Origin of the sequence: Rubidibacter lacunae KORDI 51-2, assembly GCF_000473895.1 — a bacterium.
GTDB lineage: Bacteria > Cyanobacteriota > Cyanobacteriia > Cyanobacteriales > Rubidibacteraceae > Rubidibacter > Rubidibacter lacunae.
The window spans coordinates 1-15,543 of the sequence record NZ_ASSJ01000010.1 but is presented as its reverse complement, the minus strand read 5'-3'; the positions used below and the strand labels follow the sequence as shown (position 1 = coordinate 15,543).

General features: G+C 56.2%; 13 protein-coding genes. 5 read left to right on the top strand and 8 right to left on the bottom strand.

Going from position 1 to position 15,543, the window contains the following annotated elements; genetic code table 11:
• Positions 1-464 precede the first annotated feature (464 nt).
• Positions 465-767 carry a DUF2288 domain-containing protein gene (locus KR51_RS02790; RefSeq protein ID WP_022604628.1) on the top strand — a complete coding sequence of 101 codons (303 nt, stop codon included), beginning with the start codon at positions 465-467 and terminating at the stop codon, positions 765-767.
• A 706-nt stretch (positions 768-1,473) separates the two neighbouring features.
• On the opposite strand, the gene KR51_RS02785 is transcribed toward KR51_RS02790, so the two are convergent.
• Both KR51_RS02785 and KR51_RS02780 read right to left on the bottom strand, forming a co-directional pair.
• The gene (locus tag KR51_RS02785) at positions 1,474-2,634 is read right to left on the bottom strand and encodes a putative kinase (RefSeq protein WP_022604624.1); all 1,161 of its coding nucleotides are present in this window, start codon (positions 2,632-2,634) and stop codon (positions 1,474-1,476) included.
• Between the two features lie 3 nt (positions 2,635-2,637).
• The gene (locus KR51_RS02780; RefSeq protein ID WP_022604622.1) at positions 2,638-2,985 is read right to left on the bottom strand and encodes a DUF565 domain-containing protein; all 348 of its coding nucleotides are present in this window, start codon (positions 2,983-2,985) and stop codon (positions 2,638-2,640) included.
• A 261-nt stretch (positions 2,986-3,246) separates the two neighbouring features.
• Between KR51_RS02780 and KR51_RS02775 the strand changes: the two genes are divergently transcribed.
• Positions 3,247-5,019 carry an ArnT family glycosyltransferase gene (locus KR51_RS02775; protein ID WP_022604620.1) on the top strand — a complete coding sequence of 591 codons (1,773 nt, stop codon included), beginning with the start codon at positions 3,247-3,249 and terminating at the stop codon, positions 5,017-5,019.
• Between the two features lie 122 nt (positions 5,020-5,141).
• The gene (gene gloA / locus KR51_RS02770) at positions 5,142-5,573 is read left to right on the top strand and encodes a lactoylglutathione lyase (protein ID WP_022604618.1); all 432 of its coding nucleotides are present in this window, start codon (positions 5,142-5,144) and stop codon (positions 5,571-5,573) included.
• A gap of 202 nt (positions 5,574-5,775) precedes the next feature.
• Here gloA and KR51_RS02765 read toward each other — a convergent pair whose 3' ends face one another.
• Both KR51_RS02765 and KR51_RS02760 read right to left on the bottom strand, forming a co-directional pair.
• Complete coding sequence (locus KR51_RS02765; protein WP_232214509.1) at positions 5,776-6,933, bottom strand: precorrin-8X methylmutase; 1,158 nt, start codon at positions 6,931-6,933, stop codon at positions 5,776-5,778.
• 406 nt (positions 6,934-7,339) lie between these two features.
• Complete coding sequence (locus KR51_RS02760; protein WP_232214508.1) at positions 7,340-8,329, bottom strand: metal ABC transporter solute-binding protein, Zn/Mn family; 990 nt, start codon at positions 8,327-8,329, stop codon at positions 7,340-7,342.
• 317 nt (positions 8,330-8,646) lie between these two features.
• Between KR51_RS02760 and KR51_RS02755 the strand changes: the two genes are divergently transcribed.
• On the top strand, positions 8,647-9,366 hold the full coding sequence (locus KR51_RS02755) for a metal ABC transporter ATP-binding protein (RefSeq protein ID WP_022604612.1): 720 nt from the start codon (positions 8,647-8,649) through the stop codon (positions 9,364-9,366).
• 30 nt (positions 9,367-9,396) lie between these two features.
• Entirely contained in the window at positions 9,397-10,329 is a 933-nt protein-coding gene (locus KR51_RS02750; protein WP_022604611.1) for a metal ABC transporter permease, read from the top strand.
• Between the two features lie 288 nt (positions 10,330-10,617).
• On the opposite strand, the gene KR51_RS02745 is transcribed toward KR51_RS02750, so the two are convergent.
• The 4 genes from KR51_RS02745 to KR51_RS02730 form a co-directional block, all read right to left on the bottom strand.
• Complete coding sequence (locus KR51_RS02745) at positions 10,618-11,199, bottom strand: thioredoxin family protein (RefSeq protein ID WP_022604609.1); 582 nt, start codon at positions 11,197-11,199, stop codon at positions 10,618-10,620.
• Positions 11,200-11,297: 98 nt separating this feature from the next.
• A complete protein-coding gene (locus KR51_RS02740; protein ID WP_022604606.1) occupies positions 11,298-11,912 on the bottom strand; it encodes a methylmalonic aciduria and homocystinuria type D protein in 615 nt (204 codons plus the stop codon).
• Positions 11,913-12,088: 176 nt separating this feature from the next.
• Entirely contained in the window at positions 12,089-12,586 is a 498-nt protein-coding gene (locus KR51_RS02735; RefSeq protein ID WP_022604604.1) for a GAF domain-containing protein, read from the bottom strand.
• A gap of 129 nt (positions 12,587-12,715) precedes the next feature.
• Positions 12,716-14,401: a mechanosensitive ion channel family protein gene (locus KR51_RS02730; protein ID WP_022604602.1), complete on the bottom strand. Its 1,686-nt coding sequence runs from the start codon at positions 14,399-14,401 to the stop codon at positions 12,716-12,718.
• Between the last annotated feature and the right edge of the window lie 1,142 nt (positions 14,402-15,543).

Here is a 15,543-nt window from a genome sequence, read left to right as displayed (position 1 = left end):
CCTAGGCTTTGGACAAAACCAGCTTAATGAAGAGAGAAAAAATCGGGTTCGAGGATGAGCGCAATGCCAACTCAACCGACACGAATAAATTCCCGGATTTCATCCAGATCCAGCATTTTTGCCAAGCCCTGTGGATGGTCGGGATTTTGGGATTGTCAGGATTTTTTTTAACACCCACCGCCGAGTCAAGGTTAGTGCTACCTCGGGCACGAAATTTCTGACACTCCCGATCGATTAGTTGAGAAAAGGTTTCGTGGCAAGATATTATCTGTTTCCGAATTTATAGAGATTCACTGCAGAATATTGCTGTAATCCGACTCGGAAAGTGTTCTGGCGGATTTGGTAATAAGCTGAAAAAGCCCACCGAAGCTCTGCCGCTGGGAGACTCGGAAGCTGCTTTCCGTTGCTTGCCAGCCCTGACAGCGAGTTGATAGGGTGTGTGGGTTGTAAGCGCGAGGCGATTCATGCGCGACCTGTGGAAAGCGTTGAACGAAACCCTGGAACCGACCGAGTGGGAAGCAATCGCGCCTCATTCGCGTCGAGATGCAGTAGTCGTGGTGTCGCCGAGCTTGGACATGGTGGAGGTTGGCATCGCGATCGCCGAAGATAACGTAACCTCTGTCCAGCATTGGATTCAAATTGGGGCAATTCACAAGCCGTCATCGGGGCAGCTGACAGAATGGAATGCGATGCCGTCGCGACGCTTCAACGCGCTCATCGTTCAGCCTTACGTCCTCATCCAGGAACTGCCGACCGCCTCGGGTTAGCCCAACAGCGATTCGGGACATTGCAGCGTTGTGCTTTCCTGTAAGCCAGTCTGGATTGACAACTAAACTGGGTTGGTTGCCTGGTGTCTCAGTTCCTAAGACCCTTACCCGTTGAGTAATATCTTCTGCTATCGCCACCGCTCCTACTGCGTTTAGCTCTAGGATTCCTTTCCCCTAAGCTAAGGCGAAATCGAGAGATGATGCTCTATTGCGGCATCCAGGTCACTTACGCATGAATTCGGAAGTGGTGCCGAAAGAACACCCAAGCGGACCCCAACCAGATTCGTAGCCGTTGGGCATTGACAACTTAAAGGTATGCTTCAGAAAATTGACACTATTTTTGGATGCATGGCACGCCCCCCTGACTACGCAGCCGCGCTTATTCTAGTTAAATCCCGCCAACTTCACATTGTTGGCTCATGACCTCCTTATATTCTCCTGATCGGTTTGTGTTGATGGTGGTGGAAATGTCCTTGTATCGGTTCGAGGGCTTACTGGAAGCCCTGGGCTTGGCCTTGAGGGTCGAGCCAACCCATCCCCCGCGATTGCCGGGCGCGGATTAATCAACATGCGAAAAGGGCGCCCCATCAGGGACGCCCTTTGTCATCGATACGAAGAAAAGCCTCAAGGCGTCTTGCCGTGTTTCGACCCTAGAGACTTTCGTTCGATCGCTCCTCACACTCACCACACTTCACAGCCTATTTGTCTACTCGAACTTGCGATCGCTAGGGGGTGACACTTCTGTCACTGTCAGCCCAGTAGAAACTGTCTCCGATCGCGATCGCGACCCACATGACCCCTTGGGGGAATATACCCGGCCGGGCGACCGATCTGGCAAAACCTCGACGACAAGATCGGCAATGCTCGGCGTTTTCAGCAGCGGAGCAACAAATAGCTCCGGATGCAGTGCCCGCCAGAAATAATCGACGAAGCGATCGACCGCATCGGGATTCATGCCCGCACCACCGGTAGCGATGCGCTGTGCTTCGGCTTCGCGCCGCCAGCGTTTGCTGAGGCGGTAATCCTGCGGGTACAGAACCAACAAGCGGTCGAGGCGCTGCCAAAGCGGTAAGTAGTCGCGCAGGCGCGCGTTGGTGTCGCGGGCGAATTGACGATCGGCAGGCGACACGATCGGAAGTGGCAGCGAGGGGTTGGTGAAGGTGTTCTCGGGAAGAGGGGGGACGCCAACAAACCAGCCCTCAAACAAAAGGATGTCGATCGCCTCGAAGACCCGCTCGGGCGTTGCGCGATCGCCAGCACCATTGCAAGCTGACTTGTCAAAGCGAGTTACGGTCAATGGCTTTGCTCCTGCCCGGATGCGATCGAGCAGGTCGATGCCGAGGGGGATGTCGTGAGTACCGGGCGGACCGCGATACACCAAGCGCGGATCGGCTTGCTGGAGTTGCTGGCGCTCGGCGTAAGTTTTGTAGAGATCGTCAATTGACAGTCCGAGTGCGCGCTTACCCCGGCGCGCTAAAAGCGCTCGACATAAGATGGCAAGTGTCGTTTTACCCGTACCCTGCAGCCCCAAAATGCCCCAAACCAGGGGGCGTCCGAATTGAACGCGCTCGCTGGCAATCCGCTCTACCAGCGGCAGCCAAACCCACCATAAGTAATCCAACACCCGCTCCAAAGGCAAGCCGAGTTGCTCTATGAGGGGTTTAACCGCGTTGAGATCGGCAGCGAAAGCGCGAGCGCGGGCTCGCAAACGATCGCCGCAGTTGCTGGCGTCGATTCCGAACGCTCGGGCGCGATCGCGATCGGCTAGTTCCAACGCGATTAAGCTATCGCAGTCGGCTGCAGTCGGCTGCAGGCCAGATGCCCACTTTTCCAACAAGTCGCGTGCGGGGTCAGGTAACGGGAACACGGTTTAGGATCCGAGCTTGAAGGCTTCGAGGAAGAGGCAGAAGGTAAGCCCGAGCTTGAGCGCGGATAGGGTTTCGACCCAGAGCGGGCGTGGTGGTGTATTGCCCCCCCTTGCAGGCGGAAGACGGTAGACGCGGAAGTTCACTAACTCGACAAATAACAGTAGCAGGGCAGCCGCCAGTAAATCGTTTGTGCCGCGTTGACCGGTCGTCAATGTAATTGCCGAACCCAGGAAAAAGCCCGAGAGCGAGCCGATCGCGATCGCGCTCAGCCGCCGCCAGGGATTGACGAAAAACTGCTGCAGGCGATCGCCTGCAGTGCGTGTTAGCAATGTCAGGCGGGTATTTTGCATAGTATCGGGATCGTATCGGCAATGATATCTATCGAGTATCTCCCGAATGGGAGGCGCAGTTGCAGTCCTCGGTAGCAAGACGATGGTTACGCGGAGTAGGTTCGGTCGCCCCTTGGTTAAGGTAAAGTCTAGAGCTGGCATCTCGCCAGGTGCGCGTTTGGATGCTGTTCGTTCTGGATAGGCCAGCAGCCGCGCCCTTCGATCGCTATCCGAGTTCAACCCGAGCGCAACGCGCGGTAGTACGTATGACGCCCGGTACATATGAAGTTGATTGAAAAATCAGACGCAGCCTGGATGGGGTGGGCGATCGCAGCCGCGTGGTCGATCCCACTCTGCGGGCTGGCATTTTGGTGGCAGTTGGGCAGTACGGGACTGGTCGACGAAACCGAACCGCTTTTTGCCGAGGCAGCCCGTCAGATGGCGGCGACCGGCGATTGGGTCACGCCTTACTACAATGGCGCGACGCGCTTTGATAAGCCCCCCCTCGTATATTGGCTGATGGCATTAGGCTATAGCGCCTTTGGACCGAATGCATGGACGACGCGACTGCCCTCGGCATTGAGTGCAACCGCGCTGACCGGATTTGGCTTTTACGTTCTGCAGCGCTTCGGCAGTGGTGGGGCGGCAACGCGCTTGCAGCGTTGGATGGCGGCCGCATTTGGTTCGGCAGCGATCGCGTTGAATTTGCTAATGGTTATATGGGCGCGGGCGGGCGTATCGGACATGCTGCTGTCTAGCTGCATGGGTGGCGCGCTGCTGAGCTTTTTCGTCGGCTACGCCAGTTGCAGTCGCGGACGAAACGATGATGCCGAGCGGCGGGGACGCGCGTGGTGGCGGCCGGCAAATGGTTGGTATACAGCTTGCTGGGTGCTGCTGGCACTAGCGGTCTTGACCAAAGGTCCAGTCGGAATCGTACTGCCTGCGGCGGTAATTGGGACATTCGCGCTGTTCGTCGGAGACTGGCGCGCGATCGCGGCGGAGTTGGGCGTGCCGGTGGGAGGCGGTCTTTTTTTGCTCCTGACGGTGCCGTGGTTCATTGCGGTCACGCTTGCTAACGGCCGTGCTTATGTTGAGTCGTTTTTCGGCTATCACAACTTCGAGCGCTTCACGAGTGAAGTCAACGGTCACTCCGCTCCGTGGTACTTCTATTTCGCGGTCTTGCTGGCGGGATTCGCTCCTCTATCGGCGTTTCTTCCGATCGCGATCGCGCACGTGCAGGTTTGGCGGCGGCGGTTCTGGCAACAGCAAGTGCGCGGCGATCGCCTCGGACTATTCGCATGGTTTTGGTTTGTCTGCATTTTCCTATTCTTCTCGGTTGCAGTCACCAAGCTGCCGAGCTACATCCTGCCGCTGATGCCAGCAGCAGGGATTTTGGTCGCCCTATGGGCAAGCGATCGCCTGACGCAGCCAGCCGGACGGCCGGCACGAGGTCTCCTCATTAGCGGCGCAGCTAATGCCGTGTTAATGCTCCTGCTGGCGGTAGGGATTTGGCTGGGGCTGCACTTACTGGGATACGACCCGTCTGCGCCGGAGCTAAGCACGCTGCTGCTGCAGTCGACTATCCCGGTAGTAGGAGGCACGATCTGGGTGCTCGCAGCCGGCACGATCGCCTGGGTACTCTGGCAGCGGCGCTGGTTTTGGCTATGGCCGGCAAATGTGTTGGCAATGGCGCTGTTCGTCGCGACAGTCATGCTTCCGGCTTATCAATTTCTCGATGCTGCCCGGCAGGAGCCGCTGCGGGAACTGGCAGCACTGCTGGTGGAAATCGCGCAACCGGGAGACGAATTGTGGATGCTCGGACACGAGAAACCGAGTTTGGTATTCTATGCGCGCCGCCCCGTGCAGTTCTACCACCGACCGCGGCACGCGCTCGCGGCAATCGGCCGGGGCGACCACCCGCTGCCGCTGGAGTTGCTAGCGATCGGGCACCCGAAGCGAATTGCCGACCTACAAGCTGCGGCCGATCGCAGCGAGATTATCAGCGATCGCGGAGCCTATCGCCTCGCGCGCGTAGTTTTCGAGCGAGCGCCCTAGATGACTCGCCATAGACGATGTGGCATAAAACCTTGGAGCGAGCTGACGGAGAGTCCCTCTGCACATCGCAAGGGTGATGGCAGAATGGGACGAGACAGAGCAGAGGTCAAGAGGATACACCCATGCGAATGCTGCACACGATGGTGCGCGTCGGCGATTTGGACGATTCGCTCCGCTTCTACTGCGACGTCCTGGGTATGAAGCTGCTGCGCAAGAAGGACTACCCGGGTGGCAAGTTCACCCTGGCATTTGTCGGGTACGGTCCGGAGGCAGACAATACGGTTTTGGAGTTGACCTACAACTGGGGGGTCGATCGTTACGATATCGGCGACGGTTACGGACACATTGCACTGGGTGTCAATGACATCTACAAAACCTGCGCCGAAATTGCCAGTCGGGGCGGTAAAGTTGTTCGGGAGCCCGGTCCGATGAAGCACGGCTCGACGGTCATCGCCTTTGTGGAAGATCCCACCGGCTACAAGGTCGAACTCATCCAGCTCGGCACGCAGGGGTCGGCAAAGCCTCAGCAACCTGCTGCCATTGCTACTAATTAGCGAGCCGACTACCCATGCTCTGTCCGGCTAAAACTGTCAGAGTTTAAGTCGGCAAGCTTGAGACTCACCAACTAGCTTCAGAGTTCGTATGGTGCAGGTTGGTGAAATTTGCCAACAGCGGCGTAGGGAGAAATGCTGCAACAGCCCTCGTGAGTTGGGATCGTCACAACAGCACTTGGGAAAGTGCTCTAGCCTAATATCTTTATGCTTTCTCGGCTGCAACAGACCCGTTTTGGTGCCTTAGGTAGCAATGACAATTAGGCTTCTCGATGAGAGACGCTGCAAGGGCATTAAGGGTCACCGCCGCCAGCAGTCCGCCGCCTTGAGTGCCCGAGATCGTGACAAACGGGATGCCAGTGCGCTGAAGGCGGCGCTTGGTAGCTGGGGCATGACCGAACCCAATCGGCATGCCGATCGCTAAAGCGGGAGCAATCTCGTTGGCGGCGATCGCCTCGCAAACGGCCATCAAGACCGAAGGGGAATACCCGATCGCTAGGACACAGCCTGCTGGCAAGCTCGCCAAGCGATCGCGCCACTTTTGTTGCTGCCAAAATTGCTGCTCTGCATCCCCTGCGCTGGTGATGTGGGGATCGTCGAGGAGCGTTTGCACCGAACAGCCGAGGTGGGCCAGGCGCGCGCGATCGAAGGCGGCAGCGACGGTGGGAATGTCGCCGATGACGAGATTTCCTTGTTTGAGGGCGGTGCGGGCAGCGGCGATCGCGTCCGGGCTGAGTCGCACGAAGGACACCAAACTCGTATCGCCACAGGCTAGGACCAGTTCCCTGAGAAGATCGACTTCAATTTCAGGCCGCTCCTGGAGGTCGGGGAGTAGCTGCTGGAGAGCCGCATGAAAGTCTTCAGGGTGTGCGCCCGTCGCCGCATCAAACTCGTCCCAAATCCTGGCCGAGCCGAGTTCGTCGGCTTGCACTTCAAGCTCGCGTAGACGGGCCAAGGCGCGATCGCGGACGGGTTGAGAAGGTTCGTCGCATCCAAGTAAGCCTTCGAGGGCCGTAGCGGTTTGACGCAGCTGCACGAGTTTGTCCGTCAGCTCCCAATATTGTTGCTGGAGATGGGCAATGGTTCCGCCCATCTCCGTGGACGGGGTGCCTCTGAGGAGTTGGCGGATGTGATTGAGCTGGAAGCCCTGCTGTTTGAGGGCAACAATGCGCGCGAGCTGTCGGATATCCGCTTCGCCATAAAGGCGGTAGTTACCGCGCGATCGCCGGGGCGGGGCGAGCAGACCGAGCTGGTGATAGTGCCGCACCATGCGTGGGGTCACACCACCTCCGACGGTCTGGGTTAGCTCTTTAATGGTGATGAGATCGCCTTGCTGCATCCGCCGACCCTCCAACCTTGACATTCATGGGAAATGTTGCTTGCATGCCCGAGGGTAGCACGTTCCAGAAGGGAGAACTCCATAGATATATTCACTGTTTCAATGCAAGCGAACCTGAGTAACGCGTCTGTTACTTACTTGAGCGAGCGGGTGCAACTTTTCCCCCAGCCTGGGAGGACAGGGTGAGACGCGACTCACCCCCAAACAAGGATTTTCGTCTACGCCAACTAATTTTGGGAATTACCGTCCAGCCAGTTCTCGATCGCTAGCCTGGATTATTCATGAACTCTTATGCGGAGACCCTAAACCTTTTGCCTTGCAAGGCTTGCAGACTTTTTCGCTCAATGACAGTGCGTTTCTATACACGTAGATTAGAGCCTAGTCAGAGCAAAGTTTGAGGCTTCGTCAAATTCTTCGTGCCTAATCCAGGCTAGGGAGTCGGATCGTCGCACTCGCCGCCCAGTCCCGTAACAATCGTGCAGGTGTTGTAAACGAGCATGCCGGTGTAGGTACCCAAGGGCGTATCGACTGCCCCGAGTCCGTCAGCCAGCAAGACATTTTCGGAAATCGTTACGCCTGCCTCATCGGCAACGGTTTGCAGCACGCGATCGTCAGAGGTCAGCTCGGCAAAGATGGTTGGGATGCCCTTTTCGCGGATGGTCGTGGCCAAGCGATTCACCTCGGCGGCAGTGGGTTCTTCTTCAGTCGAAACTCCCAACAGCGTTCCTTCCACTGTCAGGCCATAGGCTTGGGCAAAGTATCCCATCGCATCGTGAGTGGTAACCAAGCGGCGCTGGCCCTCGGGAATGGTCTCGATCTGAATGGGAATCCAGCTGTCTAGCTCCTGCAGTTCCCGGATCAGCGCGTCGGCGTTTTGTTGGAAGAGAGCCGCATTGTCGGGATCGACGTCCGCCAGCGTGTCGCGAATCAAGTTCGCCATCTCAATGCCATTTTCGACGTCGTGCCAGATGTGCGGGTCGGGCTCGACCTCGCCATCTTCCGAGACTTCGATCGTCTGCTGTACTGCTAGTTCGTGCAGGGCAAGCTTGGGCGAGCTCGAGTCAGACGCTTGAGCCATGCTGACGATCGCGGGCTCGAAATTCAGACCAGCGTAAAACACGACTTCAGCTTCATCGATCGCTTTGCGGTCCGAGGGCGTGGCCTCGTAAGTATGAGGGTCGCGATCGGGGGCGATCAAGCACTTGACCTCGGCGAACTCGGCGGCAATCTCCTCGGCAAGGTTGCAAATAACGCTATAGGAGGCAACGATTTTCAGCTTTTCAGATGCTTCGGTTGCAGCAGTTTGCTCGGAAGTCGTTTCGGGCGGCTCCAACCCACCGCAACTAGAAAATCCCACGGCAGCAGCGGTCGCAATCGCCGCGCGGGCGACGGCGTGTTTGCGAGAGAACAGTTCGAACACGATTGCCCAATCCTCAAAAAAGTTGTTAGTACTCTTTGCGGAGCACCCCCAGCCGCGCACCATTTTTTGTTCTTTTGGATAGGCTTTGCGCAAGAATGTGCGATGGCATAGGTCTTCCGGTAATATTGATATTTTTTGAATAGCTTGCCATTTTGTTGACCGTGGTACCCCGCGTAAGCATTAGATTAGCCAACCTTACGTCAATGTCAAGCTTTTGATAAACTCTCGTGTAAGACGTGCTTGCAAATTCGGATGGGTTCGGTCCCTAGCGCATGGGGTCTCCACGCCTCCGTCCAGCTTCACTTTCGCCATTGCCCATGCTAGAGATCCAGAATTTATCGGTTAACTATCGTGGCGTTCGTGCACTGCACGATGTTAGCTTCCAGATTCCAGAGGGGCAGCTTGTCGGGATCCTTGGTCCGAATGGGGCGGGTAAGAGCACTTTGGTTGAGGCGATTCTCAACTTGGTTCCCGTGACCCGGGGTGTCATTCGCTTCCAGGGCTTGCCTCTGCGGCGACAGCTTCTCAAGATCTCCTACGTCCCGCAGCGCTCCAAAATTGACTGGGATTATCCCGTTACGGTTTGGAATACCGTGATGATGGCCCAAACAGTCCAAGCAAGGCTCTTTCGAGGCTTCAGCCCTCAGGCGCGCGAGCTGGCTGAAGCGGCCCTCGCGCGGGTCGAGATTTACGACCTCAAAGATCGCCCGATTGGCGAGCTCTCAGGCGGGCAGCAGCAGCGGGTCTTTTTGGCGCGAGCCTTGGCTAAAGAAGCTGAACTATACATCTTCGACGAGCCCTTTACCTCCGTAGATCGCAAAACGGAAGACATTATTTTTGATGTTTTTCAAGAATTACGCAAGGCTAGTAAAACCCTGCTGGTAATAGATCACGATTTGGGCGAGTCCCTAGCCTTCTACGACCGTCTATTACTGCTCAACAAGCGGTTGATCGCGCAGGGGTCACCTCAGGAAGTCGTTACTGCTGACAACCTCGAACGTGCTTACGGGCGGGGTTTAACGCGAGTCTTTGTTTAGAGCTTTATTGCTTTAGCGGTTGGGAAATAAATGTTGGATTGGTTGCTCGAACCCTTATCTTTGGCTTTTATGCAGCGAGCTTTGTTACTCGGTATCTTTTTAGGTGTTCTTTGCGCAGTCGTGGGCAGCTATGCGATCGTTCGACAGATGGGGATGCTTGCCCATACCGTTTCTCACTCAGTAATGGCAGGGTTGCCCATTGCTTATGTGGCAGGCTTGGCGCTTTCTTTTGGCGCGCTCGTCGCGGGCGTCACTAGTGCCCTAATGCTGTATTTTATCGAGTCGCGATCGCGCGTGAAAACCGATGCCGCGATGGCATTGATTTTATCCTCCTTTGTGGCGATTGGCTTGACCTTGGTGAGTATTTTGCCCGGTGCCAACCGCATCGATTTAGTGCATGTGCTTTTTGGTAATATTTTGGGGGTTAAAGCCATAGAAGTTTGGGGCACGCTCGCCATTACAATTCTTGTGATTGTTTTGGTTCGGCTGTTTTACAAGGAACTGCTTTTCTACACCTTCGATCCGATCGGTGCGCAGGCGAGCGGCTTGCCCGTAAAGTGGTACAACGCCGCGCTGATTGTGGCCATGACCGTCACGATCGTGGTTTGTCTGCCCACAGTGGGGGCACTGCTGGTGGTGGCGCTGTTAGTGGCACCAGCAGTCACGGCGTATTTACTCGTGAAAGAACTGCACCAAATGATGTGGGTGGGCTCTTTTATTGGCGCTCTTTCAAGCATTCTTGGCATGTATCTGAGCTACTACCTCGATGCGCCTTCAGGATCGACTGTAGTGCTAGTTGCATTTTGCTTCTTTATATTGGCCTTTATCTTCAGCCCCTCACAAGGGTTGATCCGTCGAGCGGTAAAGTTTCACCGTGGCGTTTCCCTAGCAACCGGGCAGATGGAAAGCATGGAAAGCAACGTCTTGCAGAGGAAGGAATCCTTCGGACAATTTCAAAAATGAAGTCCGAATGCACAGTCGTTTCAAATTGTAATCTCCCGAAGCAACTCGTTGATTGCCATACAGCTTAAGAGACGCGCAAGGTCCGACATTTCAACGTCAATAGTCCCAGACCTTAGCGCTCGCGCCACACTAGCAATTGAAGAGGCACGTCTAGAATGGCTCTTCAATTACCTCTCTTAAGTGCCACCCTTATAAGATTAGAGGTCGCTTGGGAGCAAGCGAGCTGGTTCGGGTACTAGCGAGAAGCAGGTGGTTCCCCGACCGGACAGCGGCGATCTTCTACCCCTTCTAACCGAAATAGGACGGCTCGTTGCCGGGTTTCCACTTGATATTGCAGCCGATGCTGGGCTTTTGGTGGGTTGCAACCGGCCGACCTGCCAGGACGGCATCAATCGCCGCACGCAGGTCTTTGCCATTGACGGGTGCGTTATTGCCGGGGCGGCTGTCGTCCAGCTGTCCCCGGTAAATAAGCTTTCGATCGCCGTCGAACAAGAAGAAATCGGGCGTACAGGCAGCCGTATAGGCTTTGGCAGTTACCTGGCTGGCGTCGTAGCACAGCGGGAAGTTGAAACCGAGGTGTTCAACCATTGCCTTGAGCTTATCGGGAGCATCATCCGGATGGGTTTCGACGTTGTTGGCACTGATTCCAACAATCCCTAAGTTCCGTTTAGCATAATCTTTGCCAATGCGCGCCAACTCGCCTTGCACGTGTATGACAAACGGGCAGTGGGCGCACATAAAAATGACTAGTAAAGCCGGTTTACCGGCAAATGTTTCCAGGGAAATGGTGTCGCCAGAAACGGTGTCCGGCAGGTGGAAATTAGGGGCGGGGGTGCCCAAGTCCAGCATCGTCGAAGCCGTCTTAACCATGAGAACTATTGCGCTCCTAGAGCTGCCACTAGAACTGCGCTGCTATTGTCGGTCATTTCTGGGGCGATCGCCAGCCTCCCAAGAAGAGCGCCGTCCGTTCAAGTCGACCGGCTCGCAGGAGCAGTGTAGAGAACGAGCTCGTTCGCATCTGCTTCCACCCACCCGCTTGCTCTGGCCGCAGCGTGGAACAATGGCTGGAGAATAGTGCTGTCAGCAGCAGAAAACAGCACGCTGGGGTAGACTGCTGCTCCCCACTCGGGATGAACGAGGTAGGAGCAAACATCGCCGTCGACCTCGAAGTTAAGGGCAGTGGCTACGGCAGTCACGTCATCGTGGCGGCGATCGCCGCGCCGGCCGAGGTGTGGGTAGCCCGTGCGCGGATCTACGATCTCAATGCCATACCGACGGGCGCGCAACCCCTCGGAGAGGGAGCGTCCGAGGGCGAGGAAGCGCTCGCGCAATCGGTCTTTCTCGGCATTGACTTGAGGGGTCGGCTGGACAAGAGAGAGCTCGGCCTGCTGAAGCACGATTGCGTTCCAAATGGTCGGAGCCGTCCAACTTGGCAGGAGGTGCTGGAGGTTGCGAAGCACGTAAGCACCAGGCAATCGCACGTAAACTTCTACCGCAGTTGCCGCTAGGCAATCGCTCGTGCGGTACGCCCAGTCAGTCCGATTGCTCGGACATTCATCATTGCTCCGGTCGTGCGGCAACATGTCAACTTGGCTCAAATTTTTTAGCAATGTCGCTCGTTACTATTATTCCTCATTTTTGGAGTTTCTAACAGAAACTCCCGGCAAAAGTCTCTGTCAGCAATCCCCTGGAAATCGTTCCCACAGCGTGCACTCGAAAGGCAGAGGTGCACTTGCTATCTCGACGATTCGTAGGAAACCTAGCTGAGTGCAACCGACGGAGCTGCTGCCAAGTTTTTGGCACCCCTTTGCATGGCAGCGATGTGCTCGGCACTCCACAGGCGCGGTTCACAGCAGTGATGGGCGACGAGCAAACCCCACAACCCGCGCTCGGTTAACACGGGGACGACGAGGTTTGCACGCACCTGTAAGTCGAGTAAAAAGGTACGGTGGCACTCGGCAATCGGTTCGGTTTCGACATCGGCGATCGCGCGCACGCGGCCGGCAAGGTAATCTTCGGCATACCGATCGCCAAAACAATCATCGGGGCCGGTGGAGCCCAGAATGGAGTATTGCGGATCGCTGAGCGATTCGAAAGTAACCTGGCCTTCCCACTGACGGTAGAAGAAGTAAAGCAAGACGCGATCGCTGCTGAGGTGGTGTAATAACTCGTCGGTGGTGGCTTGGACGAGGCGATCGCGACGCAAGCTACGAATCAAGCGACCGGTCAGCGCGCGCAGTCCGGGGTCGGCAGACATGTAAAAGTACTTATTACGGAAGATACCTATAAGTGTACAGATCGACGTCAAAATGAACAGATCGAAGGAGTCCGGCCGCTACTGACTGATGGCATTCATCGTGCCGTAGGATAGGGACCGCCGATCGCTTCAATCCTCACCCTCATCGGGAGTGACCCAAGCATCGATTGGAGACTCGCTCCCGTGTGGGAGGGAGCTGTTGGCTCGCTTGCTGAGTTGCTTGCCGCCTACCCAAAAAGACTGCTGGGTCAAGGCCAATTGGATGCCGGCACTGTCGAATGCAATTTTGAGGCGACGGCGGCATTCACGCGCTACCTCCCACTGCTTTAGGGGCAACGTCTTGATCCAGACCCGAATGACGACCCCGAGTTGCCCGAACTCATCTGCACCCAGCACCAGTGGCGGTTCGAGGATGAGGTCAGACCATGGGTCTTCGCGACTGAGGGTTAACGTCACCTCGCGCACCACATTCAACGCCTGGTCGATATCAGCTTGGTAGGCAACCGGGATTTTAAGGTCTGCCCGCGACCAGTGATTTGACAAGTTTGCAACCGCGCGGATCTCTCCGTTGGGTACCGTAATAAGCGCCCCTTCCGAGTTGCGAAACTGCGTGATCCGCAAGTTTATGGACTCCACTAAACCCACGCGATCGCCAACACTTATGATATCGCCAACGGCATATTGATCCTCGAGCAAGATGAAGAATCCATTGAGCGCGTCGCGGATCAAGTTTTGCGAGGCTAGGGATAGTGCCAAGCCGATAATCCCCGCACCGGCCAGCAGGGGAGCAATGTTAACCCCGATTGCCCACAAGCTCACGATCGCCGCTGCAACCGCCAGCGCTACCGTTGCCGCACCTTTGGCTACGCCTGAAAGCGTGCCAACACGCAACTGCAACCGCAAACCGGCCTCCGGTGTCAACAAACGCTCGCTGACGAGCAAGGCGGACGTCAACCGGTCGATGGCTGCGTAGCTCAAACGCGCAATTGCATAGGTTGCTAACACTACGAGCCCCAGTCTTAGGGGGATTTGTAACGATTCAAGGCTCCATGCCTGGAGCGGGCGGGTGTGTGGCAATAGGCCTAAGACGTACCAAGCACTGCCGACCCACAAAAGTAAATGCAGTACCTGCAGCGATCGCTGCGCCGCCTCGGCGACGTTGAAGCGCCGCTTGCGATCCAGCTGTTGCGAAATCGGCTGGCTGGGGAACCCCCGCTCGGCTTCCAAAGCTTTTTTCGAGCGCTTCGAGCGCAGCAGGGGCCGCCTGAGGAGCAAGCTAGCGATTAACGTTGTTCCCAGGACGCCCCCAGCGATGTAAGCCTGCCGTCGGAGTATTTCCGGACGTCGTTCGGCACGAGCTTCCATCAAGCCTTGGCGGATCCGCTCGGCTATCTCCTCGGCCCGTGAGGGAATTGCCGAGGCTGTTAAGCGAGCGTCCTCGCTGGTAACACTCATCAGTCGAACATCGGGGCCGTCACCAACCTGCACGTATAGATCCACGATCGCACCGGCCGGCTCTTGGCGAACAATCAGCGAAGGTTCCTTGGAACGAAAGTAGGCACGCGCAATGCGGTTCATGCGGGGCTGGATCTCGCGCACGCGCGCGCCGAAATCCGAGTGCCCTGGCGCTATTTCAAACAAGCACTGCCCATCTAGGCGAATGCAAACCGAGCCGAATGCACCTAAACCGGGCGCAGTCGTTTCTGAATAAGAGAATTCGAACGAAGGTAGCACCGGTACTTGCGCGCTGGCAGGCAGGCCGCTCAACCCCACTGCCAAAAATATCCCTGCCAAGAGCCACGCCCATAACCGCATCGTCTGCCCTCCCTATATTTGTCGCTTGCTTCTGCGCGCTCTAGCAACTGCTTTGCCAACCACTGCTCGCACAGCGCCCCACGCCAATCGAGACCGCTTGCTTGAATGCCATCCGACAGGAGAGAAAGTCGTCACCCAGATGGAGCAACAACAAAACTATCAGATCCTAGCTCGGTGCTGTTTTCGATCGCGCCTAACCATAGTCAGATGCGAGCGCGCCGCAACTAGACTATCGGCCATTGTCAACTTAACGGTGTGCTTCAGAAATTCGACACTGTTTTTCGGAAGGATGCCTCGGGCCGTTGGCTACGCCGCTGCGTTCAGTCCTGTCAAACCCCCCAACTTTCCCATCGTTGGCTCATCACCTCCCGATCTTCTGCTGAGCTCGGTTTGTGCTGAGGAGGGTGGAAATGTTCTCGTATCGATTCGGAGGCTGACCGGAAGCCCTGGGCTTTGACCTGGAGATTTGAACTGACCCATAACCCTTTCACTCAATTGCCGGCTGGAGTCGCCTTACTTCTGATCGACTTCACCATCAATTACTGCAAGATGTGAGGACTTCGTTCACAACGGTAGTGACTCCGACGACAGCTTGAGCATTAGTGTCAGTGGTGAGGGAGACGTCAACGTCGATGGGATCGACGACTTTATTGTCGAGGCAAACAGTACCTTAGTACCCAAGCTCGAAGAGGTTACCCACCAAGAGTGCGATGCGAAACATGTCCGGGGTATTAGTAGCTGCCAGAGCATCTGCAAACATTGTCATGATTGCTATGAGGTAAGAGATTTAGCCCGTGACGGGATCGAGTTGCAGACCCTTGCAAGCGACAGAAGCCATTCCCTGCTGTGTTCTGAAGAACTCCAATTGCCTTTCTGCTAAACGCGTATGGATATTCTCTGCACAAATGAGCAGAACCGTATCTTCGATCAACCCCGCTACCATTGCGCCAAGTAACTGTTTAGCACCGGCAAGGCCGCAGCAGTTTAAATGCTGACATTGAAGAATCGTTCCGGGCGATCGCTCCAGATCCGTTTGAACCTTGCCTCTTAATCGCCATACATGCCGGCGCGATCGAAGTTCAGCTCGCGAACAGGAAATGCAAGTCGTCCTGCTGTTTCCAGGCGGAGAGCATCACAGAGGC

Excerpts from the sequence above, each read along its gene's own strand:
- KR51_RS02790 (WP_022604628.1), top strand. The coding sequence starts at position 465 with ATGCGCGACCTGTGGAAAGCGTTGAACGAAACCCTGGAACCGACCGAG.
- KR51_RS02780 (WP_022604622.1), bottom strand. The coding sequence starts at position 2,985 with ATGCAAAATACCCGCCTGACATTGCTAACACGCACTGCAGGCGATCGC.
- KR51_RS02775 (WP_022604620.1), top strand. The coding sequence starts at position 3,247 with ATGAAGTTGATTGAAAAATCAGACGCAGCCTGGATGGGGTGGGCGATC.
- gloA (WP_022604618.1), top strand. The coding sequence starts at position 5,142 with ATGCGAATGCTGCACACGATGGTGCGCGTCGGCGATTTGGACGATTCG.
- KR51_RS02765 (WP_232214509.1), bottom strand. The coding sequence starts at position 6,933 with ATGTCAAGGTTGGAGGGTCGGCGGATGCAGCAAGGCGATCTCATCACC.
- KR51_RS02755 (WP_022604612.1), top strand. The coding sequence starts at position 8,647 with ATGCTAGAGATCCAGAATTTATCGGTTAACTATCGTGGCGTTCGTGCA.
- KR51_RS02750 (WP_022604611.1), top strand. The coding sequence starts at position 9,397 with ATGTTGGATTGGTTGCTCGAACCCTTATCTTTGGCTTTTATGCAGCGA.
- KR51_RS02745 (WP_022604609.1), bottom strand. The coding sequence starts at position 11,199 with ATGGTTAAGACGGCTTCGACGATGCTGGACTTGGGCACCCCCGCCCCT.
- KR51_RS02740 (WP_022604606.1), bottom strand. The coding sequence starts at position 11,912 with ATGTTGCCGCACGACCGGAGCAATGATGAATGTCCGAGCAATCGGACT.
- KR51_RS02735 (WP_022604604.1), bottom strand. The coding sequence starts at position 12,586 with ATGTCTGCCGACCCCGGACTGCGCGCGCTGACCGGTCGCTTGATTCGT.
- KR51_RS02730 (WP_022604602.1), bottom strand. The coding sequence starts at position 14,401 with ATGCGGTTATGGGCGTGGCTCTTGGCAGGGATATTTTTGGCAGTGGGG.